General features: G+C 57.8%; 18 protein-coding genes. 3 read left to right on the plus strand and 15 right to left on the minus strand.

Annotated features, from left to right (window positions below; translation table 11 throughout):
- Window positions 1-7 precede the first annotated feature (7 nt).
- The 7 genes from ACWVX6_RS02375 to ACWVX6_RS02405 form a co-directional block, all read right to left on the minus strand.
- On the minus strand, window positions 8-532 hold the full coding sequence (locus tag ACWVX6_RS02375; RefSeq protein WP_455152246.1) for a cob(I)yrinic acid a,c-diamide adenosyltransferase: 525 nt from the start codon (window positions 530-532) through the stop codon (window positions 8-10).
- Window positions 529-2,028, minus strand: coding sequence for a cobyric acid synthase (locus tag ACWVX6_RS02380; RefSeq protein WP_455152247.1), 1,500 nt, complete (start codon window positions 2,026-2,028; stop codon window positions 529-531). The genes ACWVX6_RS02375 and ACWVX6_RS02380 overlap by 4 nt, the downstream gene beginning before the upstream one ends.
- A gap of 110 nt (window positions 2,029-2,138) precedes the next feature.
- Window positions 2,139-3,197, minus strand: a complete 1,059-nt coding sequence (locus ACWVX6_RS02385) for a pyridoxal phosphate-dependent aminotransferase (protein ID WP_455152248.1) — start codon at window positions 3,195-3,197, stop codon at window positions 2,139-2,141.
- Between the two features lie 45 nt (window positions 3,198-3,242).
- Complete coding sequence (cbiB, locus tag ACWVX6_RS02390) at window positions 3,243-4,199, minus strand: adenosylcobinamide-phosphate synthase CbiB (protein WP_455152249.1); 957 nt, start codon at window positions 4,197-4,199, stop codon at window positions 3,243-3,245.
- Window positions 4,196-4,525, minus strand: coding sequence for a bifunctional adenosylcobinamide kinase/adenosylcobinamide-phosphate guanylyltransferase (locus tag ACWVX6_RS02395; RefSeq protein ID WP_118728938.1), 330 nt, complete (start codon window positions 4,523-4,525; stop codon window positions 4,196-4,198). The genes cbiB and ACWVX6_RS02395 overlap by 4 nt, the downstream gene beginning before the upstream one ends.
- Window positions 4,522-5,349 carry an adenosylcobinamide-GDP ribazoletransferase gene (locus ACWVX6_RS02400; RefSeq protein WP_455152250.1) on the minus strand — a complete coding sequence of 276 codons (828 nt, stop codon included), beginning with the start codon at window positions 5,347-5,349 and terminating at the stop codon, window positions 4,522-4,524. The genes ACWVX6_RS02395 and ACWVX6_RS02400 overlap by 4 nt, the downstream gene beginning before the upstream one ends.
- On the minus strand, window positions 5,307-5,837 hold the full coding sequence (locus ACWVX6_RS02405) for a bifunctional adenosylcobinamide kinase/adenosylcobinamide-phosphate guanylyltransferase (RefSeq protein ID WP_455152251.1): 531 nt from the start codon (window positions 5,835-5,837) through the stop codon (window positions 5,307-5,309). Before ACWVX6_RS02405 ends, ACWVX6_RS02400 begins: the two co-directional genes overlap by 43 nt.
- 182 nt (window positions 5,838-6,019) lie before the next feature.
- On the opposite strand from ACWVX6_RS02405, the gene ACWVX6_RS02410 reads away from it, so the two are divergent.
- Window positions 6,020-6,460 (plus strand): YcxB family protein, encoded by a 441-nt coding sequence (locus ACWVX6_RS02410; RefSeq protein WP_158578261.1) that lies wholly within the window; start codon window positions 6,020-6,022, stop codon window positions 6,458-6,460.
- A gap of 142 nt (window positions 6,461-6,602) precedes the next feature.
- On the opposite strand, the gene cobT is transcribed toward ACWVX6_RS02410, so the two are convergent.
- From cobT to cbiD, 8 genes are read right to left on the minus strand one after another with little or no spacing between them, the layout of a single operon-like run.
- Window positions 6,603-7,661, minus strand: coding sequence for a nicotinate-nucleotide--dimethylbenzimidazole phosphoribosyltransferase (cobT, locus tag ACWVX6_RS02415; protein ID WP_455152252.1), 1,059 nt, complete (start codon window positions 7,659-7,661; stop codon window positions 6,603-6,605).
- Window positions 7,658-9,007: a cobyrinate a,c-diamide synthase gene (locus ACWVX6_RS02420; protein WP_455152253.1), complete on the minus strand. Its 1,350-nt coding sequence runs from the start codon at window positions 9,005-9,007 to the stop codon at window positions 7,658-7,660. Before ACWVX6_RS02420 ends, cobT begins: the two co-directional genes overlap by 4 nt.
- On the minus strand, window positions 8,994-10,946 hold the full coding sequence (gene cobK, locus ACWVX6_RS02425) for a precorrin-6A reductase (RefSeq protein ID WP_455152254.1): 1,953 nt from the start codon (window positions 10,944-10,946) through the stop codon (window positions 8,994-8,996). The genes ACWVX6_RS02420 and cobK overlap by 14 nt, the downstream gene beginning before the upstream one ends.
- The gene (gene cobJ, locus ACWVX6_RS02430; RefSeq protein WP_455152255.1) at window positions 10,943-11,671 is read right to left on the minus strand and encodes a precorrin-3B C(17)-methyltransferase; all 729 of its coding nucleotides are present in this window, start codon (window positions 11,669-11,671) and stop codon (window positions 10,943-10,945) included. Before cobJ ends, cobK begins: the two co-directional genes overlap by 4 nt.
- Window positions 11,668-12,708 carry a cobalt-precorrin 5A hydrolase gene (locus ACWVX6_RS02435; protein ID WP_455152256.1) on the minus strand — a complete coding sequence of 347 codons (1,041 nt, stop codon included), beginning with the start codon at window positions 12,706-12,708 and terminating at the stop codon, window positions 11,668-11,670. The genes cobJ and ACWVX6_RS02435 overlap by 4 nt, the downstream gene beginning before the upstream one ends.
- Complete coding sequence (cobM, locus tag ACWVX6_RS02440) at window positions 12,705-13,460, minus strand: precorrin-4 C(11)-methyltransferase (RefSeq protein WP_455152257.1); 756 nt, start codon at window positions 13,458-13,460, stop codon at window positions 12,705-12,707. Before cobM ends, ACWVX6_RS02435 begins: the two co-directional genes overlap by 4 nt.
- Window positions 13,457-14,149: a precorrin-2 C(20)-methyltransferase gene (cobI, locus tag ACWVX6_RS02445; RefSeq protein ID WP_455152258.1), complete on the minus strand. Its 693-nt coding sequence runs from the start codon at window positions 14,147-14,149 to the stop codon at window positions 13,457-13,459. The genes cobM and cobI overlap by 4 nt, the downstream gene beginning before the upstream one ends.
- Window positions 14,146-15,282, minus strand: a complete 1,137-nt coding sequence (gene cbiD, locus ACWVX6_RS02450; protein WP_455152259.1) for a cobalt-precorrin-5B (C(1))-methyltransferase CbiD — start codon at window positions 15,280-15,282, stop codon at window positions 14,146-14,148. The genes cobI and cbiD overlap by 4 nt, the downstream gene beginning before the upstream one ends.
- Window positions 15,283-15,747: 465 nt before the next feature.
- Between cbiD and ACWVX6_RS02455 the strand changes: the two genes are divergently transcribed.
- Complete coding sequence (locus ACWVX6_RS02455) at window positions 15,748-16,128, plus strand: RidA family protein (protein WP_110435180.1); 381 nt, start codon at window positions 15,748-15,750, stop codon at window positions 16,126-16,128.
- A gap of 145 nt (window positions 16,129-16,273) precedes the next feature.
- Window positions 16,274-17,929, plus strand: coding sequence for a tryptophanase (locus ACWVX6_RS02460; RefSeq protein WP_455152260.1), 1,656 nt, complete (start codon window positions 16,274-16,276; stop codon window positions 17,927-17,929).
- Window positions 17,930-18,050: the final 121 nt, after the last annotated feature.

Consider the following 18,050-nt stretch of genomic DNA (forward strand, 5'->3'; position numbering starts at 1 on the left):
TATCCGTTCAAAATTCAATTCCCTCCCGCGCAGCGATACCCTTCTCAAACGGATGCCGCTGCATTTTCATTTCTGTAATGTAGTCCGCGTGTGCCTGCAGCGCTTCGGACGGACCCCGTCCGGTCAGTACGACCTCGAGCGTTTCCGGTTTGGTCTCGAGGAAGTCCGTGACCGTTTTCTCATCCAGAAAGCCGCACGAGATTGCCGCGCAGACCTCATCCAGCACGAGCAGCCGCGCGTGCTCCCGCACGGCAAAGCCGGTTGCCGCATCGAAGGTGCGGGTGAGCGCGTCCGCTGTCTCCCGCTTCTCCGCATCCGTCATGCGGAACGAGAACTTGCCGACCGGATTGGCTGCCATAACGGTCACTTCGGGCAATTTCGCCAGCACACGGCATTCACCCGAGGTCCCATCCTTGAGAAACTGCGCGAACACGACCTTGTTTCCGCGGCCCGCGCAGCGCACCGCCAGACCGACCGACGCCGTAGTTTTGCCCTTGCCGTCGCCGCAGTAAATATGAATGAGTCCTGTCATGCTTTTCCCTCCATAATGTGGTAAATCCACTCCATATCGAGCGATTTTCGCACCGAATCCGCCAGTTTGTCATACTGCTGCTCCTTGTAGGCGTGTGTGTCGAGCGCTTCACCGGTGAGCGTCACGCCCTTCTTTTTCGCCAGTGCTTGCGCCGTCCGCAGCGCCGCCTCCGGTGCATCGAACACGCCGTGCAGATAGGTGCCGAAGGCGTTTTCCGTCTGACAGCCGTCCTCGATTTCGCCTTCCCTGCGAAGCAATCGAACGAGCGGCTTTGCACTCGCGTCGCGCACGGTTTCGCCCATGTGAATCTCGTAGCCCTCAACCGCCAGACCGCTCAAATCGGACAGCACGCCGTCAATCTCAAGCAGCGTGCCGCGCGTCTGCGTCGTGGTCTTGCTCGGGCGGAACACCGTGTCGATCGGCAGCAGATTCATGCCGCGCAGACTGCCGCCGCCCTCGGTATTATCCGGGTCGGACACCGTGCGTCCCATCATCTGATAGCCGCCGCAGATGCCGAAAACCGGCGTACCTGCCGCGTGCGCCTTGAGAATCTGCGCCTCCATGCCGCTCTCGCGCAGCCAGCGCAGGTCTGCCAGCGTGGACTTGGTGCCCGGCAGGATAATCAGGTCGGCTCCGGCAAGCTGCGCCGGTTTGTCCGCGTACGCAACGCTCACGCCGGATACACGCGAAAGTGCGGAAAAATCCGTGAAATTGGAAAGACGCGGCAGCTTTACCACCGCAATGTTCACCAGTGCGGGAGCAGCCTTTGCGTCCAGACGCTCGGACAGGCTGTCCTCATCGTCGATGTCAAAATGACCGTACGGCACCACGCCGATAACCGGCTTGCCGGTCAAATCCTCGAGCTGCGTCAGACCCGGCCGCAGAATCTCCACGTCGCCGCGGAATTTGTTGATGATGAGACCGTGAATGCGCGCCTGCTCGTCCTCATCGAGCAGCTTGACCGTGCCGTACAGCGACGCGAACACGCCGCCGCGGTCTATATCGCCGACCAGCAGAACGGGCGCATCCACCAGCTTCGCCAGACCCATATTTACAATATCATCCTGCTTGAGATTGATCTCTGCCGGACTGCCCGCCCCCTCGATCACGATAATGTCGTTCTCGGCGGCAAGACTGTCAAATGCGTCCTTGATAATGGGCAAAAGCGCCTTTTTGTGCCCCCAATACTCCCGCGCGGTGCGGTTTCCTTGCGCCTCGCCCATGATGATGACCTGCGAGCCAACATCGCTCGTCGGCTTGAGCAAAATCGGGTTCATACGCACATCGGGCGCGATGCCCGCCGCCTCGGCCTGCACGACCTGTGCGCGGCCCATCTCCCTGCCGTCCGCCGTGATGAACGAGTTGAGCGCCATGTTCTGTGACTTGAACGGCGCAACGCGGTAGCCGTCCTGCCGGAAAATCCGGCACAGGGCCGCGCAAAGCAGGCTTTTGCCGGCATTTGAGCATGTGCCCTGTATCATGATAATTTTTGCCATTTGCAAACCTCCCGCATAATGGAAAATCGAAAATGGAGAATGGAAAATGTCACTGCCCTTGCGCCCGCGGCGCTGTCAAATCCGCGCAAAGTGCGTACCTTCATTCTCCATTATCCATTTTCAATTATCAATTTGATTGCGTTTAGCAAGCACTTGCTTGCTTCTCTCGTTTTTACGGCAACGCGATAATATCCTGCCGAAAGTCCGCGATAATTATCGCAGTTTCGTATCATTATGCCGTGTTCCGCGAGTTTTTCGTGCAGTCCGGTATCGTTTGAACGGAACAGCAGAAAGTTGGCCTCGCCCGGAAAGACGGTCAGTCCGCAGGCTGCAAGTCCGTCGGATAAAAACCTGCGTTCCTTGGCAATGCGTTTGGCGGTTTCCGTGGCCCAGTCCGGCTCGTTTGCCGCCGCGACGGCGCACGCCTGCGCGATGACCGACACGTTCCACGGCTGTCCGGCATGGTATAATTTCTCAATCAGCGCCGCGTCCGCCGTCATGCACCAGCCGAAGCGCACACCGGGCACGGCGTACATTTTCGTGTACGCGCGCAGGATGATCAGGCCGGGATCGGATTCCAGCAGGTCTTTCAGTGTGTGCTGCGCGGCGTCCTCCAGAAAGTCATTGAAACACTCATCCACAACCGATTTTACGCCGTTTTCTGTACATTTTCGGACGATTTTCCGCAGAAGCTCCGGTTGGGCGGTTCGCCCGGTCGGATTGTTCGGATTGCAGAGATAAACCGCATCCAAATCCGGTGAAATCTCGTCCAAAATACGTTCTGTGAGCGCAAAACCGTCCGTTTCCCGCAGATTATGCACCCGAATCTCCGCACCTGAGAGCGTGCGCTCGTACTCCGCAAAGGTCGGTGCTGTGAGAAGTACCTTGCGCGGTTTCAGCACCGCCGCAAGACGGTCGAGCACATCCGCCGCACCGTTGCCGCAGTACAGAAAATCCGGATTGACGCCTTCTCTCGCACCAATCGCCTGCCGCGCGGCGCGGCAAAACGGGTCGGGATACTGCGTGCAGTTATCCACAGCCCTGTTCATGGCCGCGCGTACCGCGTCCGGTATGCCGAACGGATTGATGTTCGCGGACAGGTCGAGCGGCGCGAAGCCGTGGCGGTCGATGTAGGTTTGGATATCGCCGCCGTGGACATAGGTTGGCAATGTTGTCACCCTTTCAAATACGAATTTTCTCTCTCGCACAGCATCCTAACTTTTTACGATCAGGCGGATTACACAGCACAGCACCAGCGCAAACACGCTTGCTGCCGTCATCAGATCGACCGCTGCGAGAATATCCGTGCGGTCTACGCGGCGGATCGGATCACCGAAGGCGGCCTTTTTAACGACTTTGCCGAAGTAGCTGGCATCGCCGCCGAGCTGGATGTGCAGCGCGCCCGCGCACGCGGACTCGGTCTGACCGGCGTTCGGACTTTTGTGCTTATTGCGGTCTCGGCGATAAATCCGCAGCGCATTTCGGTTATCGAGATGCAGCATTCCGGCACCGGCGATCATGCACAGTGCGGACAGTCTGGCAGGAATAAAGTTGAATAAATCATCCATTTTTGCCGAAAATTTGCCGAAATACTCGTACTTTTCGTTATGATAGCCGACCATGGAATCCAGCGTGTTGACCGCCTTGTACAGCATGCCGAGCGGCGCTCCGCCGATGAGCATGAACACGAGCGGCGAGACCACACCGTCCGTCAGGTTCTCAGCCACGGTCTCAACAGCGGCCTTGACAACGCCCTCCTCGGACAGCTCTGCGGTGTCGCGGCCGACGTACCACGCGATGGCCTTGCGGCCCTCCGCAAGCGACTGCTTGATCGCGCCGTAGACATGGCAGCCGGCGTCTGCGAGGCTTTTTCGTGCGAAAATCATCCAGCAGAGCAGCGTTTCGACGGCAAAACCGAACCAGAAGTTCACATGATACAGCCAGCGCAGAAGGAAAAACGGCACGGCAAAGCTCACACCGCAGGTGATGAGCCAGAGTAAAATTCCGGCGAATGTCAGTGCCGCGGGCGTTGCGGGAAAGATGCGGCGCAGCACTTTTTCAGCCGCTGAGATGAGTTTTCCGACCGCACATACCGGATGCGGCAATTTTTTCGGGTCTCCGAGCAGCCAGTCGAGCGCAAAGCCAAGCAGCACGGCAAGGGTTATCGTCATGGTTGTTCTCCTTTGATGAATTGCGGCACGCCTGCAATCACGCGCACGACTGCGTCTGCTTTCTGTGCCAAAGCACAGCACAGACGACCAACCGCTTCACGCCAGTTTTCGTCCGCACGGTCGATAGGAACGATGCCGCAGCCGATCTCATCGCAGGTGATAACGTGTCCGCACAGCGTATCAGCGAGTGACAGCGGGTCTTTGTCTTCCTTCAGCATTTTTCGCACGATTTCGTGCAGATTTTCAATTCTCGGCAGGTCTGCATACAGGTTTTCGGCAACTTTTCGTTTCCCCTGATATGCGCCGCCAATGATGAGCACGGTCATAAAATCAGCCCTCCAATCGCTGCTGCCGCAAGCGTGATCAGTTCCGACAGCGAGATGCAGAATCCCGCCAAGTCTCCGGTGACACCGCCGAACACACGGCGGCTTATGTGCTCATGCACAGCATACCACACAACGAGCACGATAACGAGCACTTTTGCCGCAGCAAGCGCGTGCGGCACGCGGTATATCCACAATCCGAGAAGCACCGCAAACAGAACAAATTCAGCAACTAACATGCGCGATACCGCGCGTTTATCGCTGTTTTCTGCAAAAATATGTGCAAGTCCGCTGTCTTTTGCACACGGTGACGCAACCACCTTGCGGCCGCCCATCGCCCGTGCGAAAGCAAATCCTGTGCATGCCAGCGGAAGAAGCACAGGCCGGTCGTAAATCTGGGCAAAACACCCGACCTCGGCCAGCAGGAATGCCATCAGCCAGAGCGGCCCAAACGCGCCAACGTGCGGGTCCTTGAGGATGGCCAGCCGCTTTCCCCGGTCGCCGAACGAGCACAGCGCGTCGCAGGTGTCGCACAGGCCGTCCAGATGAATGCCGCCGGACACCGCCAGAGGAATCAGCGCTGCGATCGCAGCGTAAAACACACCTGCTGCGCCGAAATGCATGCAAAATGCGAACCAGAACCACTCTATCGCACCGATCAGCACACCGATGAGCGGCAGGAAGCCAAGTGCCCACCGCATGGTCTGTTTTTCCCAGTTCACCTGCGGCACAGGTATCGCTGAATACATCGAAAACGCCACTAAAAGGCCGCTTATCACACTTTTCAAGGCTGTTTTCCCCCTTTTATCGGCAGTAAAATGCCGCATACCGATTCATATACCGCATCAGCCTGTTCGGTCAGCGCCTGATGCAGTTCGCCTAATATCTTGATATATTGCAGGGTTTCCGGCGGGTACGGCACGCCGTCCGCAAAGATTTCGTTGGAAACGATAACCAGCGTTTCACAGTATTTTTGCAGATTATCCACGCCTGCAACAATGCTGTCGAACGCCGATCCTACGCCTGCGCCTTCCGGCGCAAACAGCTCGTTTGCCAGCAAATTGCCCAAATCCTCGAGCAAAATTCCGTCGTATTGCTGAGAGAGCCTGAGATTCGCTAAATCAAGTGTTCTCTCCACCGTAGCGAACCCTTTTCCCGCACGAAGCGCCCGATGCCGCGCAATCCGCGCCTCTGCAGACTTGCCGAACGGCTGCATGGTCGCCAGATATAATCGACTCTGTGCTTTTTCACACAACAGCCGTTCCGCGTGCTCCGACTTGCCCGAAGCCGCTCCGCCGGTCACTAAAATCAGCATTTTCGCTCCCCTTTCTTAATTAGACTTGCAATCCGCTCTGATTTTCGATACAATAACTTTATCCGAGTAAGTTGAGGTAAGGAAAAATGGAGCTGCATTACGATATCACCAAACAGGATTTTATTGATTTTAATTTGAATTATTACAACAATAATGCGATTGTTCAACGCAGCATTCGCACCATGAGAATCGCCACTGCGGCTATTGTCATTCTCGGCGGCAGTGCGCTCATGTACTGGCTGCACACGCTCACGCCGGTTTCCATCGCGGTTTACGTTGCGCTCGCTGCCGTCTGCTTCTGGGGCACACCGCGCTATATGCGTCATAAAATGATCAAAAATATCGAGAAAATCCTCAAGAACGCGAAGAACAAACAGCTTTGCGGACCGAAAACGCTCACGCTGCGTGAAAGCGAATTCGAGCTGTCCGGCGAGAACGAAGATACCGTTTACCAGTATTCGGCCGTTCAGCGCACCGCAACCGATGACAAGCATTATTATATTTTTGTTGATGAATTCTCCGCGGTCATCGTGCCGTTCTCAGCGTTTGAAAACGATGCGCAGAAGCAGGAGTTCTATAACAAAATCACCGCAAATATCGCGGATGAAGCTCTGAAATGCTAAGAATTTGAACCGTAAGCACCGAGTTAACGCTCGGTGCTTTTTGCTGCACACAGTATTCCTGCAAAGAATGCGGGCAGATCGCATTTATCGGCGTTACACACAATATTTATATAAAAATTTGTGCTATCTGTCAGACAAACAACTACTTTTGCGGCTGATATGCCTCCATTCCAATGTCCGCGAAGCTCACCATTTCCCGATATGGCGCCAGTGCCAGGTCCAAAAGCGCCACGCCGGCCGCCGCGCCTGTCCCTTCCCCGAGGTGCATGCCCGCCGTCAGGAACGGTCGCTTGCCGAGTGCATCGAGCAGCAAAATGCTCGCCGGTTCGTCCGATCTGTGCGCTGCGACCATAAAATGCACAGATTGCGGACACAATCGCACGGCGAGAAGCGCCGCCGCGCACGAAATCACGCCATCAAGCACGACCGGAATGCGCTGCGCCGCCGCACCCAGATACAGGCCGCACAAACCCGCGATATCCAAACCGCCGACCTTGTGCAGCACGTCGATCGAGTCATTCGGGTCGGGTTTGTGAAGCGCCAGCGCCGCCTCGATCACTGCGATTTTTCGCTCCAGCCCGGCCGTTGACAGACCCGCTCCGCGTCCTGTGACCGCCGCAGCCTCCGCGCCGGTGAGCGCCGCCGTGACTGCCGCGCTCGTAGTCGTGTTGCCGATGCCCATTTCGCCGCCAATGAGCAGCGAATATCCCTTTTCGGCACACATTTCCGCCATTTTAATGCCGATTTCGACCACTTCGAGCGCCTCTTTCCGCGTCATGGCAGGCTCATGTGCAAGGTTTGCAGTTCCGCGCCGAACGGCAAATTGCAGCACTTTTTCGCTCTTTATTGGCTGTGTAATACCGATATCGACCGGAAATACATCCATTCCGAGATGTTTTGCCATCAAACACACGGTGGACTCGCCGCGGCCCATATTTTCCGCGACCGTGGCTGTCACCTCCTGCCCGCACTGCGTCACGCCCTCGGCGACCACGCCGTTGTCCGCGCAGAAAACAACCGCTGCACGTCTGGAAATATCCGGCACTGGCTGACCGAGAATACCCGCAAGCTGCACAATCGCGTCCTGCAGAAGACCCAGTCCACCGAGCGGCATGGCAATATTTGCAAAGCGGTTTCGCGCCGCCGTCATGCTTTTCTCATCCAGCGGCCGGATGGCAGAAACAGTCTGTTCAAGTGTCATTTTCCGCTCCTTTCTGCGCATTTTCGGACAAAATTCGCTGCAATTTCAGTTTTCGCACGGAAATACAAATGCGGAAATCCTGCGTAGAGTGTGTCCGACGCAAAGCCGCAGTCCCACGCGCGCCCGTTTGGCTTGACCGCGCGAAAATCTGTGCCATTATCCACAGCCTGTGCATAATGGAACTCGTGCACAGGAAATTGTCCACCGGCTTCGCACAGCAGGTTATCACTGTTTGCCGTGAGCGTGACATAGCCGAACGGCTGCAGCCTGTGCGTCATGTGCGCCGAAGTCGGCAGCACGCCTGCCATTGCCGCGCCGTCGAGCGACTGCAGCAGATAAAGAAATCCGCCGCATTCGGCAACTGTCGGCAAACCGTTTAGAATCGCTGTTTTGATAGAATCTCGCATGATTTCATTCTCTGAAAGCTGTTTTTCGTACAATTCCGGATATCCGCCGCCAAGGTACAGACCGTCGATATTCTCCGGCAGCCGCTCGTCTGTGAGCGGCGAAAACGGCACAAGCTCTGCCCCCAGTTCACGCAGCACATCGAAGTTATCCTCGTAATAGAAGCAGAATACACGGTCCTTGGCTACCGCGATCCGCACCGGAAAATCGGTCGCACGAGCGAGCGGCATATGCGTATCGGTCAACGGTTTCGCCGTCTGTGCTAATGCACACAATGCGTGGAGGTCAATGCCTTCCTCTGCCGCATCCGCGAGCCGATCAATTTTCTCACGCAGGTCGGACAGCTCGTCCGCCGTCACCAGACCGAGGTGGCGATCAGGTATTTCGGCCTCCGGAACCGGCGGCAAAAAGCCGAGCACAGGCAGCCCCGCTTTCTCTGCAATTTGTTTGTAAAACGAGTACATTCCCGCCGAAACGCCGTTCAAAATCACTCCTGCAAGCGTATTTTCCGCAAATGTGCGGAACCCGTGAATCTGTGCCGCAAGCGACAGCGACTGCCCCTTAGGCCGCACGATCAGCACCGCAGGCGTGCCGGTTGCGCGGGCCAGATGCGCCGCCGAAGCCGTATCCGTCGTACCGGAAACGCCGTCGTAAAAGCCCATGACGCCCTCGATCACGCCGAAACCGTCCGGCCGGATATGCCGCGCAAGCTGACTGCGAATACCGGCCTCGTCCTCGAAAAACAGGTCTAAATTGCGGCTCGGAACGCCCAAAACCGCCGTGTGGAACATCGGGTCGATGTAGTCCGGACCGCACTTGAACGCGCTGAGTGTTACGCCGCGGCGCTGCAGCGCCCGCAGAATCGCGGTCGTGACCGTCGTCTTTCCGCAGCCACTGCCGGTGCCCGCAAGCAGCAGTCTTGGTGCATTATTTTGTGTCATTTGCGGCCCTCCCGGACAGAATAAACACCGGATTGTTCGCAGTCAGCATGGTGTACGCGCCGACCGGCTTGCCGCGCGTGGCTGCCAGCTGTGTGACCTCGATGTCAGAAAACCCCAATTCTTTCAAGGCCGTCTGCGCCGCAAACAAGGTCTCGAGCGCAATCGCGTTCACGACCACGCGGACTTCCGGATTTTTCTCCCTGGCAAGTGCCAGAATCTCCCGCATTCTGCCGCCGCTCCCGCCGACGAACACGCAGTCCGGTGCCGGAAGGTCCTCCAGCGCCTCCGGTGCAAATCCTTCAACGATTTTTACATTATATCCGCCGAGTTTTGTGCGGTTTTCACGCAAGAGCGCGACCGCTTCCGGCTTTCGCTCGACGGCATAAACCGTGCCGTCGCCAGCCTTGCGCGCCAGCTCGAGCGTGACCGCACCGGTGCCCGCACCCACGTCCCAAACCGTGTCGGTCGGTCGGACAGTCAGGCGGTTCACCGACACCCACCGGACCTCTTCCTTGGTCATCGGCACCTTTCCGCGCGTGAGCATTTCATCTCGAATCGGTTCGTTTTTGTTCGCCGCACGCGGATTTTCGATCAGCAGAACCGCTAAATCCGGGCATGAAAGCTGCGCGATCTCTGCGGCTGTGCCGTGCACAATCCGCTCATTTTCCGCGCCGAGATTTTCCCCGAGATGAACAGAGAGCGCGCCCAATCCCGCATCCGTAAGGCTGTTGCAAACCGCCTGCGCGTTGTTCTCGCCGCCGGTCAGCGCAAATGTTGCCGCATGGTAACTTACGGCACCGAGAATATTTCCTGCGCGACCGTGCAGGCTCTTAAAACACAGATTTTCGTAGGAAATGCCGCATTTCGCGCACATATACTGCATGCTTGACAATCCCGGCACGAGTGTTACCCCGCCGTATGGCAGGAGCCGCTCGCGCAGCTTTCCGGCCGCGCTGAAGAATCCCACATCGCCGGAAACGAGCAGAGATATGTGCTTTTCTGTGCACTGTATTGCCCGCTCAGCCAGCTCGGAGAACGCGCACACCTCAGCTTTGGCGGTCAGCGCCGCGAGCCGTTTTGTCGCGAACACCGCCTCCGCCGTTTCCAACGCGCGAACCGCTTCGCCGGTCAGCGTATCCGCCGTGCCCATGCCCGCCCCGATGATGGTGAATATGCGCTGCACTTTTTCCGGCTGTAAGCCGAGCAAATCCGCGAGAAATCTCTGCATTTCCACCTGATTTTTTCCGTTTTCCACACGCGGACGCGCAATGACCAGTACCTTTGCGCCGACCTCCTCGGCTGCCGCGACCTTCTCCGCAAAGCCGCCGGACGCGCCGGTGTCCTTGGTCACGAGGATTTTTGCGCCGGTCTCGCGCAGCAGCGCCGCGTTCATCGCCTGCGAAAACGGGCCCTGCATGGCGATGATGTGCGCGCCCGGGAAGCCGAGTGCGGCGCACTTTTCGAGCACCGACGCGGTCGGCAGCACGCGCGGGAACAGGCGCGTTTGGAAGTCCTGCACCGCCGTGTACGCTTCCAGTTCTTTACTTCCTGTGGTGAGCAGGACCGCGCCCTTGTGCGCGTTCAGCCAGTCAACTGCGGCGGCTGTGTCCAGCACGATTTCGCAGTTCTGATAAGGCAGGGCAGGCCGCAGCAGCCGCTCGTAGCGTGCGCCCGATTTCGCACAGGCCGCCCGCAGATTGTCGGTCACAGCCGCCGCGTACGGATGCGTTGCGTCGATGAGCAGCGTGTCCGAGGTCAATCGCTTTTCCATCTCCCGCTCATCCAAACGGCCCTCGTGAACCGTGATTCCCGCCATCGGCTCCATTACTGCTGCGCCATACTCTGTGGCAACAAAAACCTCCGCCTGCACGTTATTTTTCGACAAAAACCGGCACAAATCATGTCCTTCTGTCGTACCGGAGAAAATCATCAGCTTCATACGCCGCGATACCCCCTCGGCGTGACCATGCGGCCGTCCATCACGCGCGTGCGGCTGTTGCCGACAAACACAGTGGTCAGCATATCGACCTGTGTATCACGCAGCTCACCGAGCGTTGTAAGCGTGCAGCTTTCGCCTTCTCGGCCAATGCTGCGCACCAGACCGCAGACGGTTTCCGGCGACACGATCTCCAGCAGAATATCGCAGGCTCGGCGCAGATGGTCGGTGCGCTTTTTGCTCGACGGATTGTACAGCACGATGCAGAAATCGCCAGCCGCTGCGCCGCGCAGACGCTGCTCGATCTTGTCCCACGGCGTGAGCAGGTCGGACAGGCTGATGCAGGCAAAGTCGCATGTCAGCGGCGAGCCGAGCACGGCGCCGCCCGAGCAGGCCGCCGTGATGCCCGGAATAACCTCGACCTCGAGGTTCGGCTCGTGCTCGCAAAGCTCGAGCAGCAGGCTCGCCATGCCGTACACACCTGCATCTCCCGAGGACACAACAGCGACCGTTTTGCCCTGTTTTGCCGCCTCAACCGCCGCTTTGCAGCGCAAAACCTCGCGTGTCATGCCGGATTCGATGCGCTCCTTGCCCGAAATGAGGTTCTCGATCAAATCAAGGTACAGGCCGTAGCCTGCCACGCAGTCACATTTTTCCAGAGCACGCACTGCGCGCAGCGTCATCTGCTCCTCGCCGCCCGGCCCGATGCCGATGCAATACAGCTTCATGCTTCACCCTCCCGTTCTTCAAACGTCACGCGCCAGTCCGGCACGGCGACAGCCGCCGTCACGCCGTTCTGCGCGAATTTGTGCAAGATAAGTGTGCCGTTCTGTGCTGCGCACACAGCCGCGCGTTCGCACACATTATCTACGCCGACGGTCTGCTGCACGAACGCCGACCGGCTGAATTCGCCTTGTGCGTCCTGCAGCTGCTCGGCCGTAAAAGTACGGAACGGCAGTCCGTGTTTTTCGCAAAACAGCAGCAAACCCGGCTCATTCTGCTTGATATCAATGCTCGCCGCGCCGCAGATCGCCTGCCAAGGCAGTTTTGCCGAGGCAAGCGCCGCCTGAACCGTCTGCTCGATGGCATCCGCGCCCGTGCCCTTGCGGCAGCCAATGCCGAGATGTGCAATCCGCGGCACAAGATGCAGCGTGTGTGCAAACGGCTGTGCGTCTGTGCGAAATCCAATCGTAAACCCGCTTTCCGCGTCTTTTTTGAGGTCAATACGGGCGGGCAGCAACCCGTCTATCGGAAAATCCGAGCGAACGCCCACGGTTTCCCCTCTGAGCAGCGCACCGGATACATATTTAATATAATGCGGCTCCATGACTGCACAGCTATGTGCTTTTGCCCAGGTGTCCACGGCGAATACCTGCCGACCGTCGGTCGCGGTGGTGAGCACCGGCACAGCCTGCAGACCTTCCGCAAGCCGTTTTGCAATCTCGTTGGCGCCGCCCAAATGCCCGGACAGGAGCGGAATCACGAACTTTCCCTGCTCGTCAATGACGATTACCGCCGGATCATAGGCTTTTCCCATCAAATACGGCGCCGCTGCGCGTACCGCGATTCCGGTCGCGCCCACGAACACGATCAGGTCGCAATCGACCATCGCCTGCTGCGCAAAGCGCTTAAGGCTCGTGCCCGAGAGCGACGCATCCACCGTCCGCGCATACCGCTCACACCGGAAATCCGGCAGGAGTTTTACCGCCTTTTGCACAGTCTGTGCGCCGCACAGGGTAAAGGATACAAATTTTGCGTGCTTCATCGGCTTGCCTCACGAAATTCGGTCGTAAAGGTTGGATCGTACAGCTTGGAGCGCTCGTACTCGGTGCCGAGGAACCCGCCCACCGTGATGAGCGCGGTCTTGGTGATGCCCTCTCGCGCACCGGCTTCGGCGAGGTGTGCGACCGTTGTCCGCACGACCTTTTCGTCCGGCCAGGTGGCCTTGTACACGATGGCCGCAGGCGTGTCCGGCGCGTAGCCGCCCGCGATCAGCCGCTCGGACAGGCGCGCCAGCTGACCCGCCGACAGGAAGATGACCATGGTGGCTCCGTGTGCCGCGAACGACTCGATCTGCTCCTTTTCGGGCACGGGCGTGCGGCCCTCCATGCGCGTCAGGATGACCGACTGGCTGACATTCGGCAGTGTGTACTCGGCTTTGAGTGCCGCTGCCGCGCCGCAGAACGAGGACACGCCCGGGCAGACCTCGTAGGGAATCCCGCGTTTATCCAGCTCGTCCATCTGCTCGCGGTGCGCACCGTACACGCACGGATCGCCGGTGTGCAGACGCACGACCGTTTTGCCCGCTTTCGCGGCAGGCGCCATCACGGCGATGACCTCCTCGAGCGTCATCTTCGCGCTGTTGTATACCTCGCATCCGTCCTTTTTGTAGTCCAAAAGCGCCGGATTGACCAGTGAACCGGCGTAAACAATCACATCTGCCTCGCTCAGCAGACGTGCGCCGCGTACCGTGATCAGATCGGGCGCACCCGAGCCTGCACCCACAAAATAGATCATTCGCTTTGCTCCTTTACCAATATAATAGAGAAATAGCCGCTCGGCTGTTCAAGCGCATCTAAATCTTCGATCAGCCGCTGACCGTCCATGCCAACGCGTTCGATCAGCGCCGCGCTGCCGAGTTCGCCGCGCTGCCGGAGCAGTTCGCGCACCTCCAATACACTCTTTCCGGTCTTCATCAGCACCCTGCTGCCGGAGAGAGAAAGTCCCTCCTCTGCCCTGCCGTGCGTGACCGGAATGACGTGCAGCATTTCCCCGTCCTCGCACAGGGCGCGGCCCATGGCGGCAGCCGCGGCACAGAAGGACGGCACGCCGGGCACCAGCTCGGCAGCATAACCGCGAGCGGCCACGCGCCTGTGTACATACCAGTAGGTAGAATACACCGTCGGGTCACCGAGCGTGAGAAACACCACGGTTTTGCCCTCGTCGAGCAGCGCACAGAGCGCGTCTGCCGCCGCGTCGTGGCTGGCGTTCCGCACCTGCTTGTCGTGCGTCATCGGCATATCGAACAGCAGGATCGTCTTGTCCTGCCCGATGTACGGCGAAGCAATATCCAGTGCGGTCTGTCTGCCGTCGGCGGACTTCGGTGCGGCGACCGCATCGCACTCGCGCAGCAGCCGGATTGCCTTGGCGGTCAGCAGCTCCGGATCGCCCGGACCGACGCCGACTCCATATAAAATACCCTTCATTGCAGTTTCAACCTCTCACAGAGTGCGCGCGCGCCCGCCGACTCGGCCAGCACGCCGTATTTTCCCGTAAACATGATGAATTCTACGCGTGCCTGCCCCTTCATGCGCAGGGCGATGCGGGTTTCCATTTCCCTGCCGATGCGCGACAGGACGGACTGGCGCAGATTCACCTCGTCCAGCAGCTCCACGCACGCGTCCACCGAGATGGCGGCCATCAGTCCTTCGAGTGTCTCGCGCGGTGCGCCGCACAGTGCCGCATGCGCGGTGAAAATCTCCTGCCGTGCGTCTGCGACCGCTGAATGCGTGTTCATCACGCCTGCAGCCATCTTGACCAGCTTTCCGGCGTGTCCGACGAGCAGAATCTCCGGATAGCCGCGGTACGCTGCGTGGTCGAACGCCTCACCGATGAAGTTGGAGCACTTGACCGCGCGTTCAAGGTCAAGGCCGAGCGTGTCCCGCGCGAAATCCGCGCCGTAGTTGCCCGGACACAGGAACGCAATGCGCTGTCCCTGCGCGTACAGGCTGTCCAGCTCCAATCGGATGGTGTCCACAAGCGCCTTTTCGCTCATCGGCTCAACGATGCCGCTCGTGCCGAGAATCGAGATGCCGCCGACGATGCCGAGGTGGCCATTGTAGGTCTGGGCGGCAAGTGCCTCGCCGTCCTCCACCGAAATGGTGACAGAAAAGCCGCCGCCGTATCCGTTCTGTTCCGCGGCCCGGTGCACCGCGTCCGTGATCTGCTGCCGCGGCCCGGGATTGATCGCCGCTTCTCCGACCGGCATCGCCAGTCCCGGGCGGGTAATTCGTCCGACGCCGGCGCCGCCCTCTATGGTAACGCCCTTTTCGATTCGGCGCACGGAAGCCGTGATGCGGACCCCGTTTGTGATGTCCGGATCGTCGCCCGCGTCCTTGCGGACGGTGCAGACAGCCGCGTTTCCGCTCATATGCGCGTCCTCGACCGGCAGGCAGAAGGTGATGCCGCCCGGCGTGTGCAGGTGAATCTCCGGCGGCGCAATTCCGGTCAGCAGCAGCACAGCCGCCGCCTGCGAGGCCGCCGCCGCGCACGAGCCGGTTGTCCAGCCGCGGCGAAGCGCCTTGCCGCCGCGGTAAGCGGTGAGTTTTTCGTCCGGCATGCGGTGCACCTCCCTGTGAAATGTAATCCAATTTATTATAGCATACGCAGGCTTTTATTTGAAGTGCAAACGCGGGATGTCTTTTCCCTGCCCCGGTTAGTCGGTGTCGGAATTTTTATTATTTTCCGCGGCAGTACCGCTCTCCCTGCGATTCTTCATGAATTCTTCATCGCATTGTTTTAGTAGGATAACAAAAATTTTTTATAAATTCGCGCTTTAATTACCATGTTCTGTAAAATAATAAACTTTTCTAAGTGCGAGGTGAAAAAAGTAAATATTTTACGCAGTATTTTTGTACAAAAAGTCTGTTCAAAATTATCATTTTTCACAATAGTTGTTGATAATATTGATAAATACGCGAGATTTTTTTATTCATTCATCCAAATTGCACAAATACATCTTGACAAAGAATTTTAAAAGTGATAAATTTATCTCACGAAAGGACGAAAGGAGGCTGAGCAGGAAATGAAAAAGGTTATCTGTTCGGAACACGCACCCGCAGCCATCGGCCCGTATGCACAGGCAATTGCAGCAAACGGTATCGTATTTACTTCGGGTCAGCTTCCGATTGATCCCGCAACCGGTGCTTTTCCGGAAGGGATCGCAGCACAGACCAAGCAGTCGCTCACCAATGTAAAGGCAATCCTTGCTGAGGCAGGAACCGGTATGGATCAGGTGATCAAGACTACCGTCTTCCTGAGCGACATGAACAATTTCGGCGCGATGAACGAGGTTTACGCCACCTTCTTCGGTGAAGGCAGCTATCCCGCACGCTCCGCTGTGGAGGTTGCAAGACTTCCCAAGGACGCTCTCGTCGAGATTGAGGTAACCGCTCTCCTGCCGTAAGGCAAACCAAAAAGAAAAGAAAACAGCAAAAAAGAAAGGTGCTGTCCGCTAAGCAAAGCCGGAACCGGAAAACCGACTTTGACAACCGGGGTACCTCCAAAACACAAACGGCGTAAAACGCACGATTTAATGGAGGTAATGAAAAATGAACAAGAACGAGAAGCACTATCCGCTGGATGTAGCAATGCCGCAGCACTGTGCATACGCTGTACGCGATCTTCCGCAGGCAACCGTTGAGCAGCGCGAGCGCGCACTGAATGCAACGCACTGGAACGAGTTCGCATTCCCGTCCGGCATGCTGACCGTTGATATGCTGTCTGACTCCGGCACCACCGCAATGACCAACCAGCAGCTGGCTACCCTGTTCCTCGGCGACGAGGCTTACGGCCGCAACACCGGTTATTACGTTCTGCTCGACACCTTCCGCGACATCTTCGAGCGCGGCGGCGAGAAGAACTGGAAGAAGATCATCGACCTCGTTCGCACCGACTGCCGTGACATCGAGAAGATGATGGACGAAGTTTATCTGTGCGAGTACGAAGGCGGCCTGTTCAACGGCGGCGCAGCTCAGATGGAGCGTCCGAACTCCTTCATCATCCAGCAGGGCCGTGCAGCTGAGTCCGTTCTGATGGAAATCGTTAAGAAGATCCTGGCTGCTCGTCATCCGGGCAAGGTATTCACCATTCCGTCTAACGGTCACTTCGATACCACCGAGGGCAACATCAAGCAGATGGGCTCTGTTCCGCGTAACCTGTACAACAAGGAACTGCTGTACGAAATTCCGGAAGGCGGCTCCTACGAGAAGAACCCGTTCAAGGGCAACATGGACATCGAGAAGCTCGAGCAGCTGATCACCTCTGTTGGTCCGGAGAACGTACCGCTGGTATTCACCTGCATCACCAACAACCCGATCTGCGGTCAGCCGGTATCCATGGGCAACCTGCGTGAGATCAACCGCGTAGCTCATAAGTACGACATCCCGCTGGTATTTGATACCGCTCGCTGGGCTGAGAACGCTTACTTCATCAAGATGAACGAGGAAGGCTACGCTGACAAGTCCATCGCTGAGATCGCTACCGAGATGTTCTCTTACTGCGACGCATTCACCATGTCCGCTAAGAAGGACGGCCACGCTAACATGGGCGGCATGCTGGCATTCCGCGATAAGGGCCTGTTCTGGCAGAAGTTCTCCGACTTCAACGAAGACGGCACGGTTAAGACCGACGTTGGCGTTCTGATCAAGGTTAAGCAGATCTCCTGCTACGGCAACGACTCCTACGGCGGCATGTCCGGCCGTGACATCATGGCTCTGGCAGCTGGTCTGTACGAGTCCTGCGACTTCGGCTATATGCATGACCGTGTATCCCAGTGCGAGTATCTGGCACAGGGCTTCTACAAGGCTGGCGTCAAGGGCGTTGTACTGCCGGCAGGCGGCCACGCTGTATACATCAACATGGACGAGTTCTTCGACGGCAAGCGCGATCACACCACCTTCGCAGGCACCGGCTTCTCGCTTGAGCTGATCCGCCGCTATGGTATCCGTGTATCCGAGCTGGGCGACTTCTCCATGGAGTATGACCTGAAGACTCCGGAGCAGCAGGCTGAGCTGGCTAACGTAGTTCGCTTCGCAATCGACCGCAGCCGTCTGACCAAGGAGCATCTGGACTATGTAATCGCAGCTGTTAAGGCTCTGTACGAGGATCGTGAGTCCATCCCGAACATGCGTATCGTTTGGGGCCACAAGCTGCCGATGCGTCACTTCCACGCATTCCTGGAGCCGTACGCAAACGAAGAGAAGTAATTCCCTGTTCTATCCTTTCGTGAAAGGCGATACCGCATAATTGCATAAATTGTGCGGTATTCACGCCAATACCGCAGCAAAGGCGCCGCGGCATTGCATAACAGGAATTTCTCCTGACCTT

Source organism: Butyricicoccus sp. (assembly GCF_977037065.1).